The sequence below is a fragment of the Paraburkholderia strydomiana genome, from assembly GCF_046030495.1.
In the GTDB taxonomy this organism is placed as follows: Bacteria; Pseudomonadota; Gammaproteobacteria; order Burkholderiales; family Burkholderiaceae; genus Paraburkholderia; species Paraburkholderia strydomiana_A.
In genome coordinates this window covers 84,815-105,044 of record NZ_JAQQCJ010000023.1, presented here as the reverse complement: position 1 = coordinate 105,044, position 20,230 = coordinate 84,815, and the positions used below count along the sequence as shown (strand labels likewise).

Here is a 20,230-nt window from a genome sequence, read left to right as displayed (position 1 = left end):
TAGCATTCAGCGTAAAGAGCGCCGTCGTGGTTGCGATGCCAACTGCGGCAATAGAAAAATGGTTTTAACGGCCTGTCCGGCCCCTCACAGACGGTGTCCCCATGAACGACCACCAGCAACCGACTCACCCGGTTCCCGCCGCGCAAGGTCTGTACGACCCGCAAAACGAGCACGACGCCTGCGGCGTCGGCTTCGTCGCTCACATCAAGGGCCAGAAGAGCCACCAGATCATCGAGCAAGGCCTGAAGATTCTCGAGAACCTCGACCACCGGGGCGCCGTCGGTGCCGATCCGCTGATGGGCGACGGCGCGGGCATCCTGATCCAGATTCCGGACGGTTTCTATCGTGAGGAAATGGCCAAACAAGGCGTGACGCTGCCGCCGTACGGCGAGTACGGCGTCGGCATGGTGTTCCTGCCGAAGGAACACGCATCGCGCCTCGCCTGCGAACAGGAGCTCGAGCGTACGGTGAAGGCCGAAGGCCAGGTCGTGCTGGGCTGGCGCGACGTGCCGGTCGACCACACCATGCCGATTTCGCCCACCGTGAAGGCGAGCGAGCCGCTGATCCGCCAGATCTTCATCGGCCGCGGCAAGGACATCATCGTGACCGACGCGCTCGAGCGGAAGCTGTACGTGATCCGCAAGACCGCGAGCCACCGCATCCAGGCGCTCAAGCTCAAGCACGGCAAGGAATACTTCGTGCCGTCGATGTCGGCCCGCACGGTCGTCTACAAAGGTCTGCTGCTGGCCGGTCAGGTCGGCGTGTACTACCGCGACCTGCAGGACGAGCGCACGGTCTCGGCACTGGCGCTGGTGCACCAACGCTTCTCGACCAACACGTTCCCGGCGTGGGAGCTGGCGCACCCGTACCGCATGATTGCCCACAACGGCGAAATCAACACGGTGAAGGGCAACGTCAACTGGCTGAACGCCCGTACCGGCGCAATCGCGTCGCACGTGCTCGGCGACGACCTGCCGAAGCTGTGGCCGCTGATCTATCCGGGCCAATCGGACACCGCCTCGTTCGACAACTGTCTCGAACTGCTGGTGATGGCCGGCTACCCGCTCGTCCACGCGATGATGATGATGATCCCGGAAGCCTGGGAACAGCACACGCTGATGGACGACAACCGCCGCGCGTTCTACGAATACCACGCCGCGATGATGGAGCCGTGGGACGGCCCCGCCGCCATCGCGTTCACCGACGGCCGCCAGATCGGCGCGACGCTCGACCGTAACGGTCTGCGTCCGGCGCGCTACATCGTCACGGATGACGACCTCGTCATCATGGCGTCGGAAGCGGGCACGCTGCCGATCCCCGAGTCGAAGATCGTCAAGAAGTGGCGTCTGCAGCCGGGCAAGATGTTCCTGATCGACATGGAACACGGTCGCATCATCGACGACAAGGAACTGAAGGACAACCTCGCGAACGCCAAGCCGTACAAGAGCTGGATCGACGCGGTCCGGATCAAGCTCGACGAAATCGAGGCGAAGGCCGAAGACGTCGCGACCGAACGCCGCGAAGCCGCTGCTTTGCTGGATCGTCAGCAGGCGTTCGGCTACACGCAGGAAGACCTCAAGTTCCTGATGGCGCCGATGGCGCAAGCCGGTGAAGAAGCGGTAGGTTCGATGGGCAATGACTCGCCGCTGGCGGTCATGTCCAACAAGAACAAGACGCTGTATCACTACTTCAAGCAGCTGTTCGCGCAAGTCACGAACCCGCCGATCGACCCCATCCGTGAAAACATGGTGATGTCGCTGGTGTCGTTCGTCGGTCCGAAGCCGAACCTGCTGGACACGAACAACATCAACCCGCCGATGCGCCTCGAAGTGTCGCAGCCCGTGCTCGACTTCAAGGACATCGCGAAGATCCGCGCGATCGATCAGTACACGGGCGGCAAGTTCAGCTCGTACGAGCTGAACATCTGCTATCCGGTGGCGTGGGGCAAGGAAGGCATCGAAGCGCGTCTCGCGTCGCTGTGCGCGGAAGCCGTCGATGCGGTCAAGTCCGGCTACAACATGCTGATCGTGTCGGACCGCAAGACCGACCGCGACAACGTCGCGATTCCGGCGCTGCTGGCCACTGCCGCGATCCACACGCACCTCGTGCAGCAAGGTCTGCGCACGAGCACGGGTCTGGTCGTCGAAACCGGTTCGGCGCGTGAAACGCACCACTTCGCGCTGCTCGCGGGCTACGGCGCGGAAGCCGTGCACCCGTACCTCGCGATGGAAACGCTCGGCCAGCTCGCCAGCGGGCTGAAGGGCGACCTGTCGGCGGAGAAGGCGGTCTACAACTTCACCAAGGCGGTCGGCAAGGGCCTGATGAAGGTCATGTCGAAGATGGGCATTTCGACCTACATGTCCTACACCGGCGCGCAGATTTTCGAAGCGGTCGGTCTCGCTGAAGACCTCGTGCAGAAGTACTTCAAGGGCACGTCGTCGAAGGTGGGCGGTATCGGCCTGTTCGACGTCGCGGAAGAAGCGATCCGTCTGCACCGCGACGCGTTCGGCGACAACCCGATCCTCGCGAACATGCTCGACGCGGGCGGCGAATACGCGTACCGCGTGCGCGGCGAAGAACATATGTGGACGCCGGATGCGATCGCCAAGCTGCAGCACTCGGCGCGCTCCAACTCGTACCAGACGTACAAGGAATACGCGCATCTGATCAACGATCAGACGAAGCGCCACATGACGTTCCGCGGCCTGTTCGAATTCAAGTTCGATCCGACCAAGGCGATTCCGCTCGACGAAGTCGAATCGGCGAAGGAGATCGTCAAGCGTTTCGCGACCGGCGCGATGTCGATGGGCTCGATCAGCACGGAAGCGCACGCCACGCTGGCAGTCGCGATGAACCGCATCGGCGGCAAGTCGAACACCGGCGAAGGCGGCGAGGACGCGAACCGTTACCGCAACGAACTGCGCGGCATTCCGATCAAGAACGGCGACACGATGAAGTCCGTGATCGGCGACGAAGTGGTTGTCGACATTCCGCTGAAGGATGGCGATTCGTTGCGCTCGCGCATCAAGCAGGTGGCGTCGGGCCGTTTCGGCGTGACGGCGGAATACCTCGCGTCGGCCGACCAGATCCAGATCAAGATGGCGCAGGGCGCGAAGCCGGGCGAAGGCGGTCAGCTGCCGGGCCACAAGGTGTCGGACTACATCGGCAAGCTGCGTTACTCGGTGCCGGGTGTCGGCCTGATTTCGCCGCCGCCGCACCACGACATCTATTCGATCGAAGATCTGGCGCAGCTGATTCACGACCTGAAGAACGCCAACTCGGCGGCTAGCGTGTCGGTGAAGCTGGTGTCGGAATCGGGCGTCGGCACGGTGGCCGCGGGTGTCGCGAAGGCGAAGGCCGATCACGTCGTGATCGCCGGCCATGACGGCGGTACGGGCGCATCGCCGCTGTCGTCGATCAAGCATGCGGGCACGCCGTGGGAACTAGGTCTCGCCGAAACGCAGCAAACTCTGGTGCTGAACCAGTTGCGCGGCCGTATCCGCGTGCAGGCCGACGGTCAGATGAAGACCGGCCGCGACGTCGTGATCGGCGCGCTGCTCGGCGCGGACGAGTTCGGCTTCGCGACGGCGCCGCTCGTCGTCGAAGGCTGCATCATGATGCGCAAGTGTCACCTGAACACCTGCCCGGTCGGCGTCGCGACGCAAGATCCGGTGCTGCGTGCGAAGTTCCAGGGCCAGCCGGAACACGTCGTGAACTTCTTCTTCTTCGTTGCGGAAGAAGCGCGCGAGATTATGGCGCAACTGGGCATTCGCAAGTTCGACGACCTGATCGGCCGTGCCGAACTGCTCGACACGAAGAAGGGCATCGAGCACTGGAAGGCGAAGGGTCTCGACTTCTCGCGCGTGTTCTATCAGCCGCAAGTGCCGGCCGAAGTGGCGCGCAAGCACGTCGACGTGCAGGACCACGGTCTGGACAAGGCACTCGACCACACGCTGATCGAAAAGGCGAAGGCGGCGATCGAGAAGGGCGAGCACGTCTCGTTCATCCAGCCGGTGCGCAACGTGAACCGTACGGTCGGCGCGATGCTGTCCGGCACGATCGCGAAGAAGTACGGCCACGACGGTCTCGCCGACGACACGGTGCACATCCAGTTGAAGGGCACCGCGGGTCAGAGCTTCGGCGCGTTCCTCGCGAAGGGCGTCACGCTGGATCTGGTCGGCGACGGCAACGACTACGTGGGCAAGGGCCTGTCGGGCGGCCGCATCATCATCCGTCCGACTAACGATTTCCGCGGCAAGTCGGAAGAGAACATCATCTGCGGCAACACGGTGATGTACGGCGCGATCGAAGGTGAAGCCTTCTTCCGCGGCGTGGCGGGCGAGCGCTTCTGCGTGCGTAACTCGGGCGCGACGGCGGTCGTCGAAGGCACGGGCGACCACGGTTGCGAATACATGACGGGCGGCACGGTCGTCGTGCTCGGCGAAACGGGCCGTAACTTCGCAGCCGGTATGTCGGGCGGCGTCGCGTATGTGTTCGATCCGGACAGCACGTTCGCGAGCAAGTGCAACAAGTCGATGGTCGCGCTCGATCCGGTCTTGCAACAGGCCGAACAGGAACGCACGGTCGACAAGGGCCTGTGGCACGCCGAGACGACCGACGAGGCACTGCTGAAGGGGCTCATCGAGCGTCACTTCCAGTTCACCGGCTCGCCGCGTGCGAAAGCGCTGCTCGAAAACTGGGACGCATCGCGCCGTCAATTCGTGAAGGTGTTCCCGACCGAATACAAGCGCGCGCTGGGCGAACTGGCAGCGAAGAAGGCGAACAAGGAAGTACTCGCCGCTTAAACACCGCTGCGCTGTTCATCAGCAAGATGTCACCTTTAGCCGTACCCGCCGCCGCTCGATGATTCGACGCGCGGCGGGTGTAGATCACCCCACCTGATACAGATAGAGAAGAGAACCACATGGGCAAGGCAACCGGTTTTCTCGAGTTCGAACGCCGCCACGAGGCGTACGAAGCTCCGCTCACGCGTGTGAAGCACTACAAGGAATTCGTCGCGGCTCTCAGCGACGACGAAGCGAAGATTCAAGGCGCACGTTGCATGGACTGCGGCATTCCGTTTTGCAACAACGGCTGCCCGGTGAACAACATCATCCCGGACTTCAACGACCTGGTGTTCCATCAGGACTGGAAGAACGCGATCGAAGTGCTGCACTCCACGAACAACTTCCCGGAGTTCACGGGCCGCATCTGCCCGGCACCGTGCGAAGCGGCGTGTACGCTCGGCATCAACGACGACCCGGTCGGCATCAAGTCGATCGAGCACGCGATCATCGACAAAGCCTGGGCCGAAGGCTGGGTGGCGCCGCAGCCGCCGAAGCACAAGACCGGCAAGAAAGTCGCCGTGGTCGGCTCTGGCCCCGCGGGTCTCGCTGTCGCGCAGCAACTCGCGCGTGCGGGGCACGATGTCACCGTGTTCGAGAAGAACGACCGCATCGGCGGCCTGCTTCGTTATGGCATTCCCGACTTCAAGCTGGAGAAGTGGCTGATCGATCGCCGCATGCGCCAGATGGAAGCCGAAGGTGTGACGTTCCGCGCCAACGTGTTCGTCGGCAAGGCGGATTCGCTGCCGGCCTACATCGGCAGCACGGCGAAGGAAACCATCACGCCGGCCGAGCTGAAAGAACAGTTCGACGCGGTCGTGGTTGCAGGCGGTTCGGAAACGCCGCGCGATCTGCCGGTGCCGGGTCGCGAGCTGGAAGGCGTCCACTACGCGATGGACTTCCTGCCGCAGCAGAACAAGGTCAATGCCGGCGACAAGGTCGCGAACCAGCTGCTCGCGAAGGGCAAGCACGTGGTCGTGATCGGCGGCGGCGATACGGGTTCGGACTGCGTGGGCACGTCGAATCGTCACGGCGCGAAGAGCGTCACGCAATTCGAGTTGCTGCCGCAACCACCGGAAGAGGAGAACAAGCCGCTCGTGTGGCCGTACTGGCCGATCAAGCTGCGCACGTCGTCGTCGCATGACGAAGGCTGCGAGCGCGATTGGGCGGTTGCGACCAAGCGCCTCGAAGGCAAGAACGGCAAGGTCGAGAAGCTGATCGCCGCGCGCGTCGAATGGAAGGACGGCAAGATGCAGGAAGTGCCGAACTCGGAATTCGAAATGAAGGCCGATCTGGTGCTGCTCGCGATGGGCTTTACGCAACCGGTGTCGCCGGTGCTCGAAGCGCTCGGCGTCGACAAGGATGCGCGCGGCAACGTGCGCGCGTCGACCGAAGGCGACAAGGCGTATTACACGTCGGTGGACAAGGTGTTCACCGCGGGCGACATGCGCCGCGGCCAGTCGCTGGTGGTGTGGGCGATCCGCGAAGGCCGTCAGTGCGCGCGTTCGGTCGATGCGTTCCTGATGGGTCATTCGGAACTGCCGCGCTAAAACGTCTCCGGCCGGTTGCCGTTGCGGTCCGCGTTCTGGATTGGCGTGACACGGATACCGGCCACTGCTTGCAGGAAGAGGTGGAGACGACAATGTGCTGAACAACGGCACATAAGCGGTACATCAAAGCGGTGAAAAACAAAGCCGGGCCACCTGAGAGGGTGGACCCGGATTTTTAACGTCCAGTGGTTCGTGCGCCTGGCGCAGACGCGCCGTTACTTCCCGTACCGCGCCAACGTCAATCCTTCCAGATCGATTTCCGGTTTGCGCTGCGCGATCAGATCCGCGACCACGCGTCCCGAGCCCATCGACATCGCCCAGCCGGTCGAACCGTGTCCGAGGTTCAGCCACAGATTGTCCACACCGGATGGTCCGAGCAGCGGCGCCCCATCGGGCGTCATCGGCCGGCGGCCGACCCAGAAATGCGCGGACGTGGGATTGGCCGCGTACGGGAACCAGTCGGCGAGTACTTTCATCAACGTTTGCAGCGCCTGTTCGCGCAGGGTGGATTGGCCATTGCCCAACTCCGCCGTCCCCGCCACGCGCAAGTTGTTGCCGAAGCGTGTGATCGCCGTTTTCAGCGACTCGTCCATCAACGCGGCGCGGGGGGCTTTTTCTTCGTCGGTGATCGGCAGCGTCGCCGAATACCCCTTCACCGGATAGAGCGGCACTTTCACGCCGAGCGGTGCGAGCAGCGCCGCGCTATCGACGCCTAACGCCACCACTACCGCATCGGCCTGCCATGTCTCGCTGCCGCGTTCACTGTCGACACGCACGCCGCGCACCGCTGCGCCTTGCACATCGAGCGACGTCACACGCGTGTCGAAGCGAAAGCGCACGCCATTGCGCTCGCAGATCGCGCGCAGCTCACGGGTGAAGCGCGCGCAGTCGCCGGCTTCGTCGTCGGGCAGATAGAGACCGGCGAGCGGCATCTGACGGGCCCAGCGCAGCCCCGGTTCGATCTCGACACATTGCGCCGCGTTAATTTCCCGATGTGCGATGCCGGCGTCGCGCAGCACCGCGAGCGCCGGTTGCGCGAGTTCAAGGTCGTACTCGCTGCGAAACAGTTGCAGATAGCCCTGGCTGCGGCCGTAATCGAACGGGTGGCGGCCGCGAAACTCGTGCAGACAATCGCGGCTGTAGTAGGCGATGCGCTGCATCCGCTGCTTGTTGACGCGAAAGCGTTCGAGGTCGCATTCACGCAGCCAGCGCGCGATCCAGCGCCATTGCGCGGGATTGAAGGTGGGCCGGAAGATCAGCGGTGAGGCCGGTTTGAACAGGTATTTGAGAATTTTGGCCGGCATGCCCGGCGCGGCCCACGGCGTCACATAGCCCGGGGCGATCACGCCGGCGTTGCCGAAACTGGTGGAGAGCGCGACGTCGGGTTCGCGCTCGATCACCGTGACTTCGCAGCCTTGCTGGCACAGGTAAAAAGCGCTGGCGACGCCGATGACGCCGCCGCCGAGAACAATCGTTTTCATGTGTGTGTGCTGCAAATTCAGGCGAATGCTGGCGATTTCAGGTGGCTGCGCGTGTCGAGCCGAGCACCTTGCCTTTGGTTTCCGGCAGGCACAACGCGGCGACGATCACGAGCAGATAGCCCGAGCCGGCCACGATGCCCATCGCCTTCACGAGCGTCATGGTTTGCGACAGTGTACCGACCAGAATCGGGAAGAAGGAGCCGAGCCCGCGTCCCAGGTTGTAGCAGAAGCCCTGGCCCGAGCCGCGTATCTCGTTCGGATAGAGCTCCGACAGATATGCGCCCACGCCCGCGAAAATGCCTTGCACGACGATCCCGAGCGGGAAGCCGAGTGCGAGCATCATGACGTCGGTGATCGGCAGCATCGTGTAGACCATGCCGAGCACGAACGAGCCGATCGCGAACAGCACGAACGACGCGCGCCGGCCGATCCTGTCGCACAGAATCGCGCCGACGATATAGCCGGTGAACGACCCGACGATCAGCACGATCAGATAGCCGCTGGTGTTGAACACCGACAGATGGCGCACGGTCTTCAGATAGGTCGGCAGCCACGTGGTGATCGCGTAATAGCCGCCGAGCATGCCGGTGCACAAAGCGCTGCCGAGCAGCGTGGTCTTCACGTGAGCGGCCGAGAAAATCTGCATGAAGTGCGAGGTGTCGAAGCCGCTTTCGCGCGCGCGGCGCGTCTCGAGATAGATTTCGGGATCGCTCACGTTGCGGCGAATGTAGATGATCCACGCCGCGGGCAGCAGGCCGATCCAGAAGCACGCGCGCCATGCGTACTGTTCCGGCAGCAGCGCAAAGGCCGCCCAATAGACGATCGCCGCCGCGGCCCAGCCGAACGACCAGCTGCTTTGCACGGTACCGACCGCCTTGGCTCGATGCTGCGGCGAGCGGATGGTTTCGGCCATCATGATCGTCACGACCGACCACTCACCGCCGAAGCCGATGCCTTGCAGTGTGCGGGTCGTGAGCAGTTGCCAGAACGAATTGGTGAAGCCCGACAGGAAGGTGAACACCGCGAAGGTGGCGATGGTCCATTGCAACACGCGGATGCGGCCATATCGATCGGCGAGTATGCCCGCGAGCCAGCCGCCGATGGCCGACGAGATCAGCGAACTGGTGGCAATCATGCCGGCTTCGCTTTTGGTCATGCCCCAGGTCGCGATCAGCGTCGGGATGAGGAACGAGTAAATCATGAAGTCGAAGGCATCGACCGCGTAGCCGCCGAAGCCGGCGTAAAGCGTGCGGCGCTCGCGCGTGGTCAGCTCGGTGAACCATTGGAGAGAAGGCATGTTTTGTTGTGGTCTCCAGATCTTTCTGCCGGCGGGGGGCTCGATAGTAGGGTGGTTGTATTCTACGGGGATGCGGCGTCCTGCGGCCAGTTGTGGTCAAAAATGGCGGCGGCGGTAATCGCTGATAAGCGCCGATAACCGGCGATAAGAGACGCAAGCAGGTGGAAACGAGTCCGGAAACATGCCGCGCGCCTTGGGTTGGCCGTTCTAGCCGCCGCCGTGGACAAACTCACATCTCGCCTTCCCTTACGAACTACTACTGTGTAACGCAAAAGATATTGAGCACCGTTAAACTTTGCCCGCAGCCTCGATGCTGCGAATCACTCCCTCACGCCCGCGCCAGCCACGCCTAATGCCCGCAACCGCGAAATCCTGCTCGCCGTCCCACCGCTCAGCGAGTTCGATCGTGACGGGAAGCCATTGCACGCGCGGTGCCATATCCATGTCGCGCAGAGGCTTCCTCAAGGGCTCCGCGAACGTGGTGCTCGCCTCCGGGCTGGGCGGCGCGCTGCTGTCTGCGTGCGGTGGTGGCGACCTCGACACCGAACTGCCCGAGACCCCGCGTCTGGCATCGGTCAGCAACTTTCGCGATCTGGCGGGCGTCGGCGCAGGCTACACGACCGTCGACGGCAAACGGATGCGCCGTGGCGCGTTCTATCGCGCGAATGTGCTGGCGCTGAGCAGCGCCGATGAAACCGCGATCGACAAACTCGGCATCGCGTCGGTCTACGATCTGCGCACGCCTGGCGAAATCGCGCGGAAAGACGACGTGGTGCCGGGCGGCGCGGCGGCGCAAAACCTCAACGTGCTCGGCAGCAGCGACTTCGTCGTGCCTGAGATGAATACGACGGCGGCCTCCACCGCGTTCATGGAAGCGCAAGCGCGCGCCTATGTGACCGGCGCCGCGCAGCGAGCCGCGTACGGCACGTTGCTGACGCGTCTCGCCGATGGCGCCGGCGCGCAACTGTTTCATTCGAACGCGGGTAAGGATCGCGCCGGCTGGGTCGCGGCGCTGTTGCTCAGCATCGCCAACGTGCCGCTCGACGTCGTCATGCAGGACTATCTGCTCAGCAACACTTACCTGGCGGCGTCGCTCGATGAACAGACCAAGACGCTGCACGCGCAGGACGGCGAGGCCGCCGTCGCGATCCAGATGCCTTTGCTGGAAGTTCAGGAGAGTTATCTGCAAGCCGGTTTCGATCAGGTGCAGATGAGCTACGGCACGATGGCGAACTATCTGACGCGCGGCCTCGGCATGTCGCAAACGACGATCGACACGCTGCGTGCCCGGCTCGTGAGCTAAGGCGCGTCAAAGACTCGCGCAAAACGCGGGCAAACACGCAGGCGAAAAAAAAGTCCGCCCCAAGTAACCGGGCGGACAGAGAAGGGCGGCATCGAGGTTGCCGTCTCTGACTATAAAGCCGCAGTCATCGCGAGGATCCATTCAGTAAGGACGCGTAAGCGGCCACGTTCGCCGTGCCGCTTCGCTCGGTGTCACGCGGTCGGCGCGGCAACCGGTAGTTCGATCCGTACTTCCAGTCCGCCTTGCACGTGATTGCGCACATGACAACGCCCGCCGCGATCGTGCGCGAGCCGCGCGACGATCGCGAGGCCGAGGCCGCAATGGCCTTCGCCGCCCCGCGCGGCATCGAGCCGGACGAACGGCTTCATCGCCGCGGCGATGCGCTCGTCGGGAATGCCGGGACCGTGGTCGCGCACGCTGATCACCCAATGCCGATCGTCGCGCCCGGTGGCGATCTCCACCGGGGGCGTGCCGTGTTCGAGCGCGTTATCGACGAGGTTCGTTACGAGCCGGTCGAGCAGTGTGCGCGGCAGCGTGAACGAGGGGCCCGCGCGCAGATCGAGCGTGAAGAGCGGTGCTTCGGCGCTGTCGCCGGCAGTATCGCCGGACGCGTCACCGGACGAGAACTGCTCCCGTAAGAATTCTTCGACTTCGACCGGCGGCCCCGCGTCGGCGGATTGGCCGGCGAATTCGAGAAACTGCTGGACGATGTTGGTCAGCGAGTCGACATCGCGAATCAGACCGGCGCGTTCGTTCTCCGCCACCAGCACGCTTGCGCGCAACTTGAGCCGCGTGAGCGGCGCTTTCAGATCGTGGGCGACGCCGGCCAGCATCACCGCTTGATCGTCGCCGGCTTCGTTCAGGCGCCGCATCATGTCGTTGAACGAACCGATCAGATCGCGCAACTCGCGCGGGCCCTGCACGGTCACCGGTTCGGGACGCCCGCCCGAGCCGAACGCACGCGCGGCGGTGGAGACGCGCGACAGCGGCCGCTGCATCTGCCAGACCGCGAACAGCGAAAGAATCAGCGCGGCGAGCAGCATCGACGCGCCTTCGACGACAAAACGCGGGCGCGGCGGCACATCGACCGGCACGACCACCCAGTTCGACTTGCCGGGGAACAATACCCAGAGCTGCGGCGGATGCAGGTCGTCGACGGCGATCTGCGTGCCCGGCGGCAGGTTCTCTCGCAGATGCCGGCTCAGTTCGACCAGCGGATGAGCCGTGGGCTTGCGCAGATGCACGCTCGCCGGCATGTTCCAGGTGGGGACCAGATGCACGCGCAAGGCCGGCGGAAGCGCCGTGCCTTTCATCGGCTCGCCGTTGATGGCTTGCAGCACCAGCAGAATGCCGCGTGCGAAGCCGTCGATTTCGTGGCGCGGCGGCTGCATCACCACCAGCACGAACCAGCCGGCCTGAATCGCGAACAACACCGCCGCAGACAGCAACGCCATTCTGCCGAACAGCGTGTTCAGCGGATTTTTCATGCGCTTGGGGCGGCCTCGTCGGCGAAGGGCGAGGCGTTGGCGTCGGGCACGAACACGTAGCCCTTGCCGCGCACCGTCTGCACGTAGCAGGGGTTGGACGGATCTTCCTCAATCACGCGGCGCAGGCGCCAGATCGGCACGTCGAGACTACGGTCGCGGAACGCGAGATTGTCGCGATGCACGAGGTCGTGAATCAGCACGCGCGACAACACCTTGTACGGATTGTTGACGAAGATCTTCAGGAGCGCGAATTCACTGTCGCGCAACGGCAGCTTCGAATCGTCGCGCGACAGCGAACGGGTCGCGAAGTCGAGTTCGAACGGGCCGAAGCGATAGCGCTTGCGGGCTTCCGGCGCGCTGGTGGTGCTCGGCCCGCGACGGCGCAGCACGGTCTGGATGCGCGCGAGCAATTCGCGCGGATCGAACGGCTTGGTCAAATAGTCGTCCGCACCGAGCGAGAGCCCGACGATGCGGTCGGCCACCGTGCCGCGCGCGGTCACGAAGATCACCGGTATGTCGTCGCCGGCGGCGCGCAGCGCGGTGAGCGCGCGCAGGCCGTCGGTGTTCGGCATCATGATGTCGAGCACGACGACCGATGGCCGTTCACGTTCGAGCCGGCGCTGGAGATGGGTGCCGTCGTGCAGCACGGACGCGTCGAAGCCGTTCGATTGCAGAAACTTGCATAGCAGATCGCGTACGACCGGATCGTCGTCGACGATAAGGACCTGTGGATTCATGGCGAAATTCTAGACTGGCGCGCGCAACGCGAGACCGACTGTTTTCTTACCAATGCTTACGATGCGCCGCGCGGTCCTGGGCGACTCGCGTGTCAGGCCCGCCGCTCAAGGCTCACAGCATATTTCAGCGCGGCTGGATCGGGGCAATCGTGCGGAATCCGTGTCACACCAGCGCCTCCCGCCGATCAAAAACGGCTGCGCGATGGCATCCGTTGCAAGCATTGGAACCGATGGCAACGGCTCGGAACGGCTCGTAAGAACCGCCGGAAAGCGCGCTTTGCTTCGTGCATCGCCGATGCGGGTGCGGCGCGATGATTCGCCGTGCAGTACGTTGCGCCGCATGCCGGGGACAGCCTTGATGCGTTGGACCACGGCCGGTGGCGTGAAATCGAAACCCGGTGCCACGCGAGGCTCATCATGACCATTCACAGCAACCTCAGTTCGACTCACCTTCCTTCGCTCACGTCCACGACCGCGAGGGACAAACCCGCGAGCGCCAGCAACCCGGCCGCGAGCGCGCAGACGCAGGAGAGCGCAACCCGCGCGCAGCCGTCGCCGCCGACCGGGGTCGTCGGGCACAACGTCAATACGACTGCCTGATCCCACGAGGCCTGTGTGTCGACTCCGAGAATTTTTGCCCGCCTCGTCCGTGCCGCCGTGTGGTTGACGCTCGGCGCGGCGCTGCTGCCGCTCGGCGGCTGTGCCGTCGCCGCGCTGCCGTGCCGGCTGACTTCGGCCACGCTGAAGATCATCCCGGTCGTCGGCCATGCCGCGGCCACGCCATTCGATATGTGCTCCTCCGCAATCGACTGAACCATGACACTCACACGGATTGTTTGCGCGCTGGCGCTGTTGGGCGGAATCGTCGCGTCGGCCGCTGGTGCACAACCCGGCGCACAGCCCGGCGCGCGCGAAGCGAAGGCGGTGGGCGCCGCGTCGAACAACGGGTCCGCCGACGCGTCCGTCAACACCGCGTTCACCGCGCGCCGGCGCTCGCAGGACGCGCCGTTTGCTTTTCGCGGCGTGGCGCTCGGCATCACGCTCGACGAATTCCGCGCGGGTTCGACCGTGCGGGCTACGCCAATCGGTAGCGTGCCCGTCTGCGAGACCGACGTGCAGGCGGGCACGCTCGGCATGCGGCTGAAATCACGCGAGAGCCTGATGGTCGCGTGCCGCTGGGCGCATCGCGTGGATGACCGCTGGGCGATGTCCCAAGCGGTGGTGGACGGCGCGCCCGCGCTCGAGCACGTGCTGCGCTTCGCGCGGACCGACGCGCAGAGCGCGCTGCGTCTGTATGAGATTTCGTTCGTGATCGACGAACTGACCGCCGAGGACTTGCGCGACGCGCTCGAGGATCGCTACGGGCCGCCGCGTCTCGCGACGCAGAACGTGGCGGCGTCGGGTGCGATGCCGACGTACGTGTGGGAAAACGCGGTGAGTTCGATCACGTTGTGCTTTTTGCCGGGCAGCCGCAACGGCACGCTCACTTATCTGCTGAAGGGTTCGGATGCGTGGGTGAAGTCGGTCGTGCGGCAGTGGCAGGCAAGCGGCGCGGAGGCGGGGTGATGAACCGCTCTGATCGTCGATGCGAGGGGGCGGTGGTGCGTTCACGTCGGCCGAACCCATTCCGAACCCGGCCCATCCGGCCGATCCCCTTCAAGGAGCACGCATGATCGCGCTACGTCTCACGGTCACGCTAGGCGCGGCGGTTTGTCTCGCCGCTTGCGCGGGCCATCAGCAGAACTCGATCGTCGACACGCCGATGGCGCCGCCGCTCGCTTCGGCGCCGCTGAACGTCAACACGCAAGGCGCGATCTATCAGGCGGGCACACCGCTGCTGCTTTACGAAACGCCGCGCGCCCAACATATCGGCGATGTGCTGACGATCCGTCTCGCGGAATCGTATAGCGGCAACAACAGCTCGACCGCGGCGGCGAGCCGCGCGAGCAGCATCACCGCCGACGCTGCCGATCATTCGAGCAACGCCGCCGCGCGGCTCGCGAGGCTGTTCAACATCGGCTCGGCGAGCACCGACTACAAAGGCCAGGGCAGCCTCACCGACGTCAGCGGCATGACCGGCACGCTTGCCGTCACCGTGATCGGCACGATGTCGACCGGCAACCTCGTGGTGTCGGGCGAGAAGGTGATCGCGATGAGCGGCAACCGCGACCGGTTGCGGCTGTCGGGCATCGTCAATCCGAAGGATATCGAAGCAGGCAATTACGTCGCGTCGAGCAAGGTCGCCAACGCGCGCATCGAGCAGGCCGGCGTCGGCATGGTGTCCGACGCCACCACGATGGGCTGGCTGCAGAGAATGTTCCTGAGTGTGCTGACTTTCTAACGCATGCGCGCGCGGCGTTGCTGCGCGATGCCGCGCAAGCTGCGCAGTTCGTCTTCCGCGCCGCGCCGTGTCAGGCGAGCGCTGCGCTTCGTTCCGCGGCCCCGATCTCACCGTCCGGCACGAACACATAGCCGCGTCCCCACACGGTTTGCACGTAGCGCGGCTCGGACGGATCGACTTCGATCAACCGGCGCAAACGCCAGATCGACACGTCCAGACTGCGGTTGCGATGCGCCTCGCTATTGCCGTGTAGTTTCTCCAGCAATTGCGAGCGCGTGAGCACGGTCATCGCGTGGGTGACGAACACCTTGAGCATCGCAAATTCGCTCGAACGCAGCGTGATGCGCTCGCCGTCGCGGCGCAGTTCGCGCGCGGGAAAATTCACTTCGAAACGCCCGAAGTGATACGGCGCGCGCTGCTCCGGCGCGCTCGGCGCAATCGAGCCGCGCCGGCGCAGCACCGTGCGAATGCGCGCGACGAGTTCGCTCGGCTCGAACGGCTTGCCGAGATAGTCGTCGGCGCCGAGTTCGAGCCCGATCACACGGTCGATCGTATCGGCGCGCGCGGTCAGCAGGATCACGGGGATATCGTCGCCGGCGACGCGCAACGCGCGCAGCGCGCTGATGCCGTCGAGCTCCGGCATCATGATGTCGAGCACGATCAGCGCGGGACGCTCGTCCTGCAATTTGCGCTGCAGCGCCATGCCGTGTTCGAGCGTGGCGACCTTGAAGCCGCGCCCCTGCAAATATTCGCTGACGAGCTCACGTACGACGGGGTCGTCGTCGACGACAAGAATGGTTTGGTTCATTCAGGGCATCTTAGTGATGCGCGCGCGCGGAGCAAAGCGCGCGATACTTTCGAATCCTTTCCCGCGTAAGACAAAGCAAGCAGCCGGCGCTCAGTTTGCCTGCGACGTTTGAATGGTCTGCGGCGGCGAGCGCGCGAAGTCGGTCTGATCGACCACCATCCGGTCGATCAGACCGCTGAGCTTGGTCGATGCGGAAGAGAAGCGGTCGGTGTTGAGGCCGCCGGTCTGATAACGCGCCGTGACGAGGATGCGGCCGTTCTGGATCAGCGTCAGATCGATGATCGACAGATACTGGATCGATTCGTCGCTGAACGAGCGGCGGCCATAGTCGATCGCGGCGTTGTAGACGAGCCGCGCCTCGCAGCCGGCGGGCGAGGTGCCCGGATTGTAGACGTCCGAACGAATGCCGCGCCGGTCGAGCGCGAGTTGCAGCGCCGGCACGAAATCGCCGACCGACACCGTCTGGTTCACTTCGATGCAGACGTGATGCAGGTCGGCCGGCCTGCCGTTGACGAAGGTCGGTGACGAGTAGTTCGCCGCGATCGCGTAGCCCGCCTGAATCACCGAGCCGGTGGCGTCGGCCGCCTGGATCAGCGTCCATGCGCAGCCGTTCAGCCCGAACGCGAGCGGAGCGGCGACGGCCAGCCACGCGCACGGTCGCCGCAGCCGGACCCACGCGGCCCGTGAGGGGCGCGTGAAGCGGGCGTCGACGCGCATGCTCGGCGTGAGGGTCATGAGAGCGGATGCCTGGTGGCGGTGAGGAATGCGGCCGATCGCGGCGGATCGCTACGGAGAATGGCGCTTGCGCGCACGCTCAGCGCGTGACGCGCAGGCGCAATTCGTTTTGCCCTTGCACGCTGGCCGTGACGCTGACGCGCCGCTCGGCGGTGGTCACGATGAAATGCTGACGCGTCGGCGTGTTGACGTCGTGCACGACGTTCGGGAAGCACGCGGCGATGTCGGCGCCGAATTCTTCGAGCGGATCGTTGATCACGCCGTCGGCTTCCCAGTGCGCGCGCCAGTGGCAGTCGTACGAGTGCGAGTTGGCGCGGCAGTCGTCGGCGGTCGATACGCCCGGCAGTTGTGCAGCGGGCTGGCTGCGCAGCTGCTTGAAATCGTCGGCGTCGACGATGTGTTTCAGCGCGGGGCAAACGTCTGCGGGCTCGTTCGGTTGAGTGGCTTGCGCTGCATGCGCGGTGCTCGCGACCAGCAACGCTGCGCCGAGAGCGAGCGCGAGGCGCTGGGTCAATGGATGGGGGCGGCGATCGAATGACATGGGCAAAGAGTCCGGTAACAGTGAATGACGTTGGGGCGAGGACGGGATCGGCCCGCATGACTATCGTCGCTGCCGGGAGGCATTTTCAAAGCGCGGAACAGCTTGCCCGCTTCGCAAATGCTTTCGAGCCCTTCTCGCGTGTTTCCGGATGTTGCGGGATGTTGTGTTGCGGCGAGGGGAAGGCGTGACGGGGTCGCGCGTGCGGCGGGAGTGGTGTGCCGTTGCGTAGTGCGTTGCCAGGATTGCCGCTCAGCCGAGCGTAAGACCGCCGTCGATATGAATCACCTGCCCGGTGATATGGCGCGCTTCGTCGGAGAGCAGGAACGCGATCAGCGCGGCGACATCCGCAGGCTCGCCGACGTGGCCGAGCGGCGTCGCTTCGGCGGCGCGCGTCCACGCCGACGCATTCTCCGCGCTCGGGCCGCGATCCTTGCGGGTGTAGCCGGGTGCCACGCAGTTGACGGTCACGCCGTGTGGCGCCAGTTCCGCGGCGGCGGTCTTGGCCAGCGATTCGAGCGCCGCTTTCGCCGCCGCCGTCGCGGCAAACGGCGCGTCCGCGCGATAGCGGTGCGCAACGAACGAACTCAGCGCGATCACGCGAGCGCGCTTCGACGTTTCCAATGCAGGGGTTGCGCGTCTGACGAGCGCCGCGAACGCGGCCGGCATCGCAGCGAAGGCGGCGCTGAACGTGTCGGGGTCGAGTGCGTTGAGGGTCTGGCGTTGCGCGTGCCCCGCGTTGGCGACCAGTTGATCGAGTGCGCCAAAGTGTGCCAGCGTCTGGTGAACCAGATGTTCCGCGGCACCGGGTTCGGCGAGGTCGCCGAACACCGTCGCGCAGCTTGCGCCGCGTGCGCGGCACTCGGCGGCGACTCCGGCAAGCCGCTGGCGGGCGGCGTCATCGGCGCCACGGGCGTGCAGCATCAGTGCCGAGTGCGGCGCGGCGATGCGCCGGGCAAGCGCCGCGCCAATGCCGGAGCCCGCCCCGGTGATCAGCACGACGCGCTCATCAGGGCGGGCTGCGCTCACGTCACGGATGTCGCTCATGATGGTCAGGCCGCGACCGCTTCGCCCGCACGTTCGACGTCGAGCGTTTCGTCGTGGAACGCCGCCAGCGATTCGCGATGCGCAACGCTGACGATCGCCGCCTTCGGCAGCCGCTCCGTGAACAGGCGATACAGACGTGCTTCGTTTTCCGCGTCGAGCGCGCTGGTCGCTTCATCGAGGAACAGGTAGTCGGGCTTGTGCAGGAGCACGCGCGCGGCGGCGAGGCGTTGCTGTTCGCCCGGCGACAGGATGCGGGTCCAGTGTCCGGACTCCTGCAGGCGGTCGGCGTACTCCGACAGATGGCAGATGACGAGCGCTTCGCGGCACTCTTCGTCGGTGTAGGTGGCGGCCGAGGACGGGTAGGTGAGCGCCGCTTTGAGCGTGCCGATCGGCATGTAGCTGACCTGCGGAATGAACATCATGCGCGCGTTGACCGGTGCGTCGATCGAGCCGTCGCCGAACGGCCACAGGCCGGCGAGCGCGCGCATCAGCGTGCTCTTGCCCGAGCCGGACGGACCGCGCACCAGCCAGCGCGAGCCCGGTTGAATCGCGATATCGCGGATGCGCGACAGCGGGTTGCCGTTCGGCAGAGCGAGCTTGAGGCCTTCGGTGGAAAGCTGATCGGCGTCGACGAAATGCAGGTTGATGCCGCCATGCTCGGTAGCCGGCGAGACCGATTCCTTCAGGCGCGGCGCATGCACGACGCGTTTGAATTCGCGCAACCGGTTCACGGTGGCGCGCCATTCGACGAGGCTCGCATAACTATTGATGAACCACGAGAACGAATCGCTGACAGTGCCGAACGCGCTCGAAATCTGCATCAGCACACCGAAGGTGAAGGCGCCCGCGAAGTAGCGCGGCGCGGCGACCACCAGCGGAAAGATGATCGCGATCTGGCCGTAGAAGCTCAGCACGAAGGTGAGCCGCTTGGTGTACTTCATCACCTGCCACCAGTTGTCGCGGATGCGGCCGAACAGCGAGTGCGCGTTCGACTTCTCGGTGTCCATGCCGTTGTAGAACGCGATCTGTTCGGCGTTCTCACGCAGCCGGATCAGGCCGAAACGGAAATCCGCTTCGACTTTCTGCGCCTGGTAGTTGATCGACACGAGCGGATGGCCGACCTTCTGGATGATCAGCGAGCCGACCACCGCATACAGTGCCGCGGCCCACACCATGTAGCCGGGAATCTGCAACGGCATGCCGCCGAGCGAGATGGTCAACGCACCGGCCAGCGACCACAGGATCGTAATGAACGACACCAGCGTGACGACCGTGGACAGCAGATCGAGCGTCAGCGACAGCGTGGTGGTGGCGAACGATTGCAGGTCGTCGCTGATCCGCTGGTCGGGGTTGTCGGCGAGCCGGTCGCGTTCGATCCGGTAGAAGGCGCTGTCGTGCAGCCACTCGTTCAGATAGCGCGTGGTCAACCACTGGCGCCAGCGGAAGCCGAGCATCTGACGCAGGTATCGCCCGTACACCGCGAGGATGATGAAGCCGAACGCGAGTCCCGAGAACACCATCAGCAGGTGCGGGAAATCGTGCACGTTCTTGGATTGCAGCGCGTTGTAGAAGTCGGCGCTCCAGCGGTTCAGGCGCACGTTGATCCACACGACGAGCAGGTTCATCACGATGATCGCAACGAGCAAGCCCCACGCCGTCTTGCGTTCTTCGGAAACCCAGTAGGGTTTGATCAGGCTCCAGGCGGAGACTTTTTCGTCGGGCGGTAGCGCGGGGCTGGCAGAAATATTGGGTGTCATGAGCGTCCTGATGAAGTGCAGGCCCGAAGTGCTGATCCGAAGCGCCGACCCGACTCCGGCCGGCCCATGTCGGGCTATTGCGCCGCGAAGCGGCCCAATGTTGGGCCGCTCTGCGACGGCGGTGCGATACCTGCCCGGGCGACGTGTTTCGGCGAACGCGCGTCCAGGCGAGCGCCCGATTCTGGCGTGAGGCCCTTAAGCGAAAATTAATTTTCGCTTAAGGGCCTCGCCTTGGCGCCGCCCGTCGCGCATGCGGCGAGGCGCGCTTGCGGCATCCGGTCCCGGCATTGTGCCAGAGCGCCGGG

16 protein-coding genes are annotated in these 20,230 nt (G+C 64.8%); 7 read left to right on the top strand and 9 right to left on the bottom strand.

What is annotated here, in order from left to right; translation table 11 throughout:
- Positions 1-101: 101 nt before the first annotated feature.
- Both PQQ53_RS26485 and PQQ53_RS26480 read left to right on the top strand, forming a co-directional pair.
- A complete protein-coding gene (locus tag PQQ53_RS26485; protein WP_408327311.1) occupies positions 102-4,805 on the top strand; it encodes a glutamate synthase-related protein in 4,704 nt (1,567 codons plus the stop codon).
- 119 nt (positions 4,806-4,924) lie between these two features.
- Positions 4,925-6,394 carry a glutamate synthase subunit beta gene (locus PQQ53_RS26480; RefSeq protein ID WP_408327308.1) on the top strand — a complete coding sequence of 490 codons (1,470 nt, stop codon included), beginning with the start codon at positions 4,925-4,927 and terminating at the stop codon, positions 6,392-6,394.
- Between the two features lie 215 nt (positions 6,395-6,609).
- On the opposite strand, the gene PQQ53_RS26475 is transcribed toward PQQ53_RS26480, so the two are convergent.
- Together PQQ53_RS26475 and PQQ53_RS26470 are read right to left on the bottom strand one after the other, a co-directional pair.
- Complete coding sequence (locus PQQ53_RS26475; protein WP_408327306.1) at positions 6,610-7,875, bottom strand: D-amino acid dehydrogenase; 1,266 nt, start codon at positions 7,873-7,875, stop codon at positions 6,610-6,612.
- 37 nt (positions 7,876-7,912) lie between these two features.
- Complete coding sequence (locus PQQ53_RS26470) at positions 7,913-9,172, bottom strand: MFS transporter (protein WP_408146425.1); 1,260 nt, start codon at positions 9,170-9,172, stop codon at positions 7,913-7,915.
- Between the two features lie 352 nt (positions 9,173-9,524).
- On the opposite strand from PQQ53_RS26470, the gene PQQ53_RS26465 reads away from it, so the two are divergent.
- Positions 9,525-10,475, top strand: coding sequence for a tyrosine-protein phosphatase (locus tag PQQ53_RS26465; protein ID WP_408327303.1), 951 nt, complete (start codon positions 9,525-9,527; stop codon positions 10,473-10,475).
- 191 nt (positions 10,476-10,666) lie between these two features.
- Here the strand turns inward: PQQ53_RS26465 and PQQ53_RS26460 are convergent, their stop codons facing one another.
- Together PQQ53_RS26460 and PQQ53_RS26455 are read right to left on the bottom strand one after the other, a co-directional pair.
- On the bottom strand, positions 10,667-11,962 hold the full coding sequence (locus PQQ53_RS26460) for an ATP-binding protein (RefSeq protein ID WP_408146429.1): 1,296 nt from the start codon (positions 11,960-11,962) through the stop codon (positions 10,667-10,669).
- Entirely contained in the window at positions 11,959-12,699 is a 741-nt protein-coding gene (locus tag PQQ53_RS26455; RefSeq protein ID WP_408146431.1) for a response regulator, read from the bottom strand. Before PQQ53_RS26455 ends, PQQ53_RS26460 begins: the two co-directional genes overlap by 4 nt.
- 417 nt (positions 12,700-13,116) lie before the next feature.
- Between PQQ53_RS26455 and PQQ53_RS26450 the strand changes: the two genes are divergently transcribed.
- From PQQ53_RS26450 to PQQ53_RS26435, 4 genes are all read left to right on the top strand, one after another.
- Complete coding sequence (locus PQQ53_RS26450; protein WP_408146433.1) at positions 13,117-13,299, top strand: hypothetical protein; 183 nt, start codon at positions 13,117-13,119, stop codon at positions 13,297-13,299.
- Between the two features lie 15 nt (positions 13,300-13,314).
- Complete coding sequence (locus PQQ53_RS26445; protein WP_408146435.1) at positions 13,315-13,512, top strand: DUF6726 family protein; 198 nt, start codon at positions 13,315-13,317, stop codon at positions 13,510-13,512.
- Positions 13,513-13,515: 3 nt separating this feature from the next.
- Positions 13,516-14,265: a hypothetical protein gene (locus PQQ53_RS26440; protein ID WP_408146437.1), complete on the top strand. Its 750-nt coding sequence runs from the start codon at positions 13,516-13,518 to the stop codon at positions 14,263-14,265.
- 103 nt (positions 14,266-14,368) lie between these two features.
- Positions 14,369-15,040: a flagellar basal body L-ring protein FlgH gene (locus PQQ53_RS26435; RefSeq protein WP_408146438.1), complete on the top strand. Its 672-nt coding sequence runs from the start codon at positions 14,369-14,371 to the stop codon at positions 15,038-15,040.
- Between the two features lie 70 nt (positions 15,041-15,110).
- On the opposite strand, the gene PQQ53_RS26430 is transcribed toward PQQ53_RS26435, so the two are convergent.
- The 5 genes from PQQ53_RS26430 to PQQ53_RS26410 form a co-directional block, all read right to left on the bottom strand.
- Positions 15,111-15,848, bottom strand: a complete 738-nt coding sequence (locus PQQ53_RS26430; RefSeq protein WP_121315861.1) for a response regulator — start codon at positions 15,846-15,848, stop codon at positions 15,111-15,113.
- 90 nt (positions 15,849-15,938) lie between these two features.
- Positions 15,939-16,565, bottom strand: a complete 627-nt coding sequence (locus PQQ53_RS26425; RefSeq protein ID WP_408146596.1) for a hypothetical protein — start codon at positions 16,563-16,565, stop codon at positions 15,939-15,941.
- 97 nt (positions 16,566-16,662) lie between these two features.
- Complete coding sequence (locus PQQ53_RS26420; RefSeq protein WP_408327300.1) at positions 16,663-17,124, bottom strand: hypothetical protein; 462 nt, start codon at positions 17,122-17,124, stop codon at positions 16,663-16,665.
- 249 nt (positions 17,125-17,373) lie between these two features.
- Positions 17,374-18,168 (bottom strand): SDR family NAD(P)-dependent oxidoreductase, encoded by a 795-nt coding sequence (locus PQQ53_RS26415; protein ID WP_408146442.1) that lies wholly within the window; start codon positions 18,166-18,168, stop codon positions 17,374-17,376.
- A 5-nt stretch (positions 18,169-18,173) separates the two neighbouring features.
- Positions 18,174-19,925 (bottom strand): ABC transporter ATP-binding protein/permease, encoded by a 1,752-nt coding sequence (locus PQQ53_RS26410; RefSeq protein WP_408146444.1) that lies wholly within the window; start codon positions 19,923-19,925, stop codon positions 18,174-18,176.
- Positions 19,926-20,230 lie beyond the last annotated feature (305 nt).

Coding starts and splice junctions, on each gene's coding strand:
- PQQ53_RS26460 (WP_408146429.1), bottom strand. CDS start 11,962: ATGAAAAATCCGCTGAACACGCTGTTCGGCAGAATGGCGTTGCTGTCT.
- PQQ53_RS26425 (WP_408146596.1), bottom strand. CDS start 16,565: ATGCGCGTCGACGCCCGCTTCACGCGCCCCTCACGGGCCGCGTGGGTC.
- PQQ53_RS26450 (WP_408146433.1), top strand. CDS start 13,117: ATGACCATTCACAGCAACCTCAGTTCGACTCACCTTCCTTCGCTCACG.
- PQQ53_RS26440 (WP_408146437.1), top strand. CDS start 13,516: ATGACACTCACACGGATTGTTTGCGCGCTGGCGCTGTTGGGCGGAATC.
- PQQ53_RS26415 (WP_408146442.1), bottom strand. CDS start 18,168: ATGAGCGACATCCGTGACGTGAGCGCAGCCCGCCCTGATGAGCGCGTC.
- PQQ53_RS26455 (WP_408146431.1), bottom strand. CDS start 12,699: ATGAATCCACAGGTCCTTATCGTCGACGACGATCCGGTCGTACGCGAT.
- PQQ53_RS26465 (WP_408327303.1), top strand. CDS start 9,525: ATGCCCGCAACCGCGAAATCCTGCTCGCCGTCCCACCGCTCAGCGAGT.
- PQQ53_RS26410 (WP_408146444.1), bottom strand. CDS start 19,925: ATGACACCCAATATTTCTGCCAGCCCCGCGCTACCGCCCGACGAAAAA.
- PQQ53_RS26430 (WP_121315861.1), bottom strand. CDS start 15,848: ATGAACCAAACCATTCTTGTCGTCGACGACGACCCCGTCGTACGTGAG.
- PQQ53_RS26480 (WP_408327308.1), top strand. CDS start 4,925: ATGGGCAAGGCAACCGGTTTTCTCGAGTTCGAACGCCGCCACGAGGCG.
- PQQ53_RS26470 (WP_408146425.1), bottom strand. CDS start 9,172: ATGCCTTCTCTCCAATGGTTCACCGAGCTGACCACGCGCGAGCGCCGC.
- PQQ53_RS26435 (WP_408146438.1), top strand. CDS start 14,369: ATGATCGCGCTACGTCTCACGGTCACGCTAGGCGCGGCGGTTTGTCTC.
- PQQ53_RS26485 (WP_408327311.1), top strand. CDS start 102: ATGAACGACCACCAGCAACCGACTCACCCGGTTCCCGCCGCGCAAGGT.
- PQQ53_RS26475 (WP_408327306.1), bottom strand. CDS start 7,875: ATGAAAACGATTGTTCTCGGCGGCGGCGTCATCGGCGTCGCCAGCGCT.
- PQQ53_RS26420 (WP_408327300.1), bottom strand. CDS start 17,124: ATGTCATTCGATCGCCGCCCCCATCCATTGACCCAGCGCCTCGCGCTC.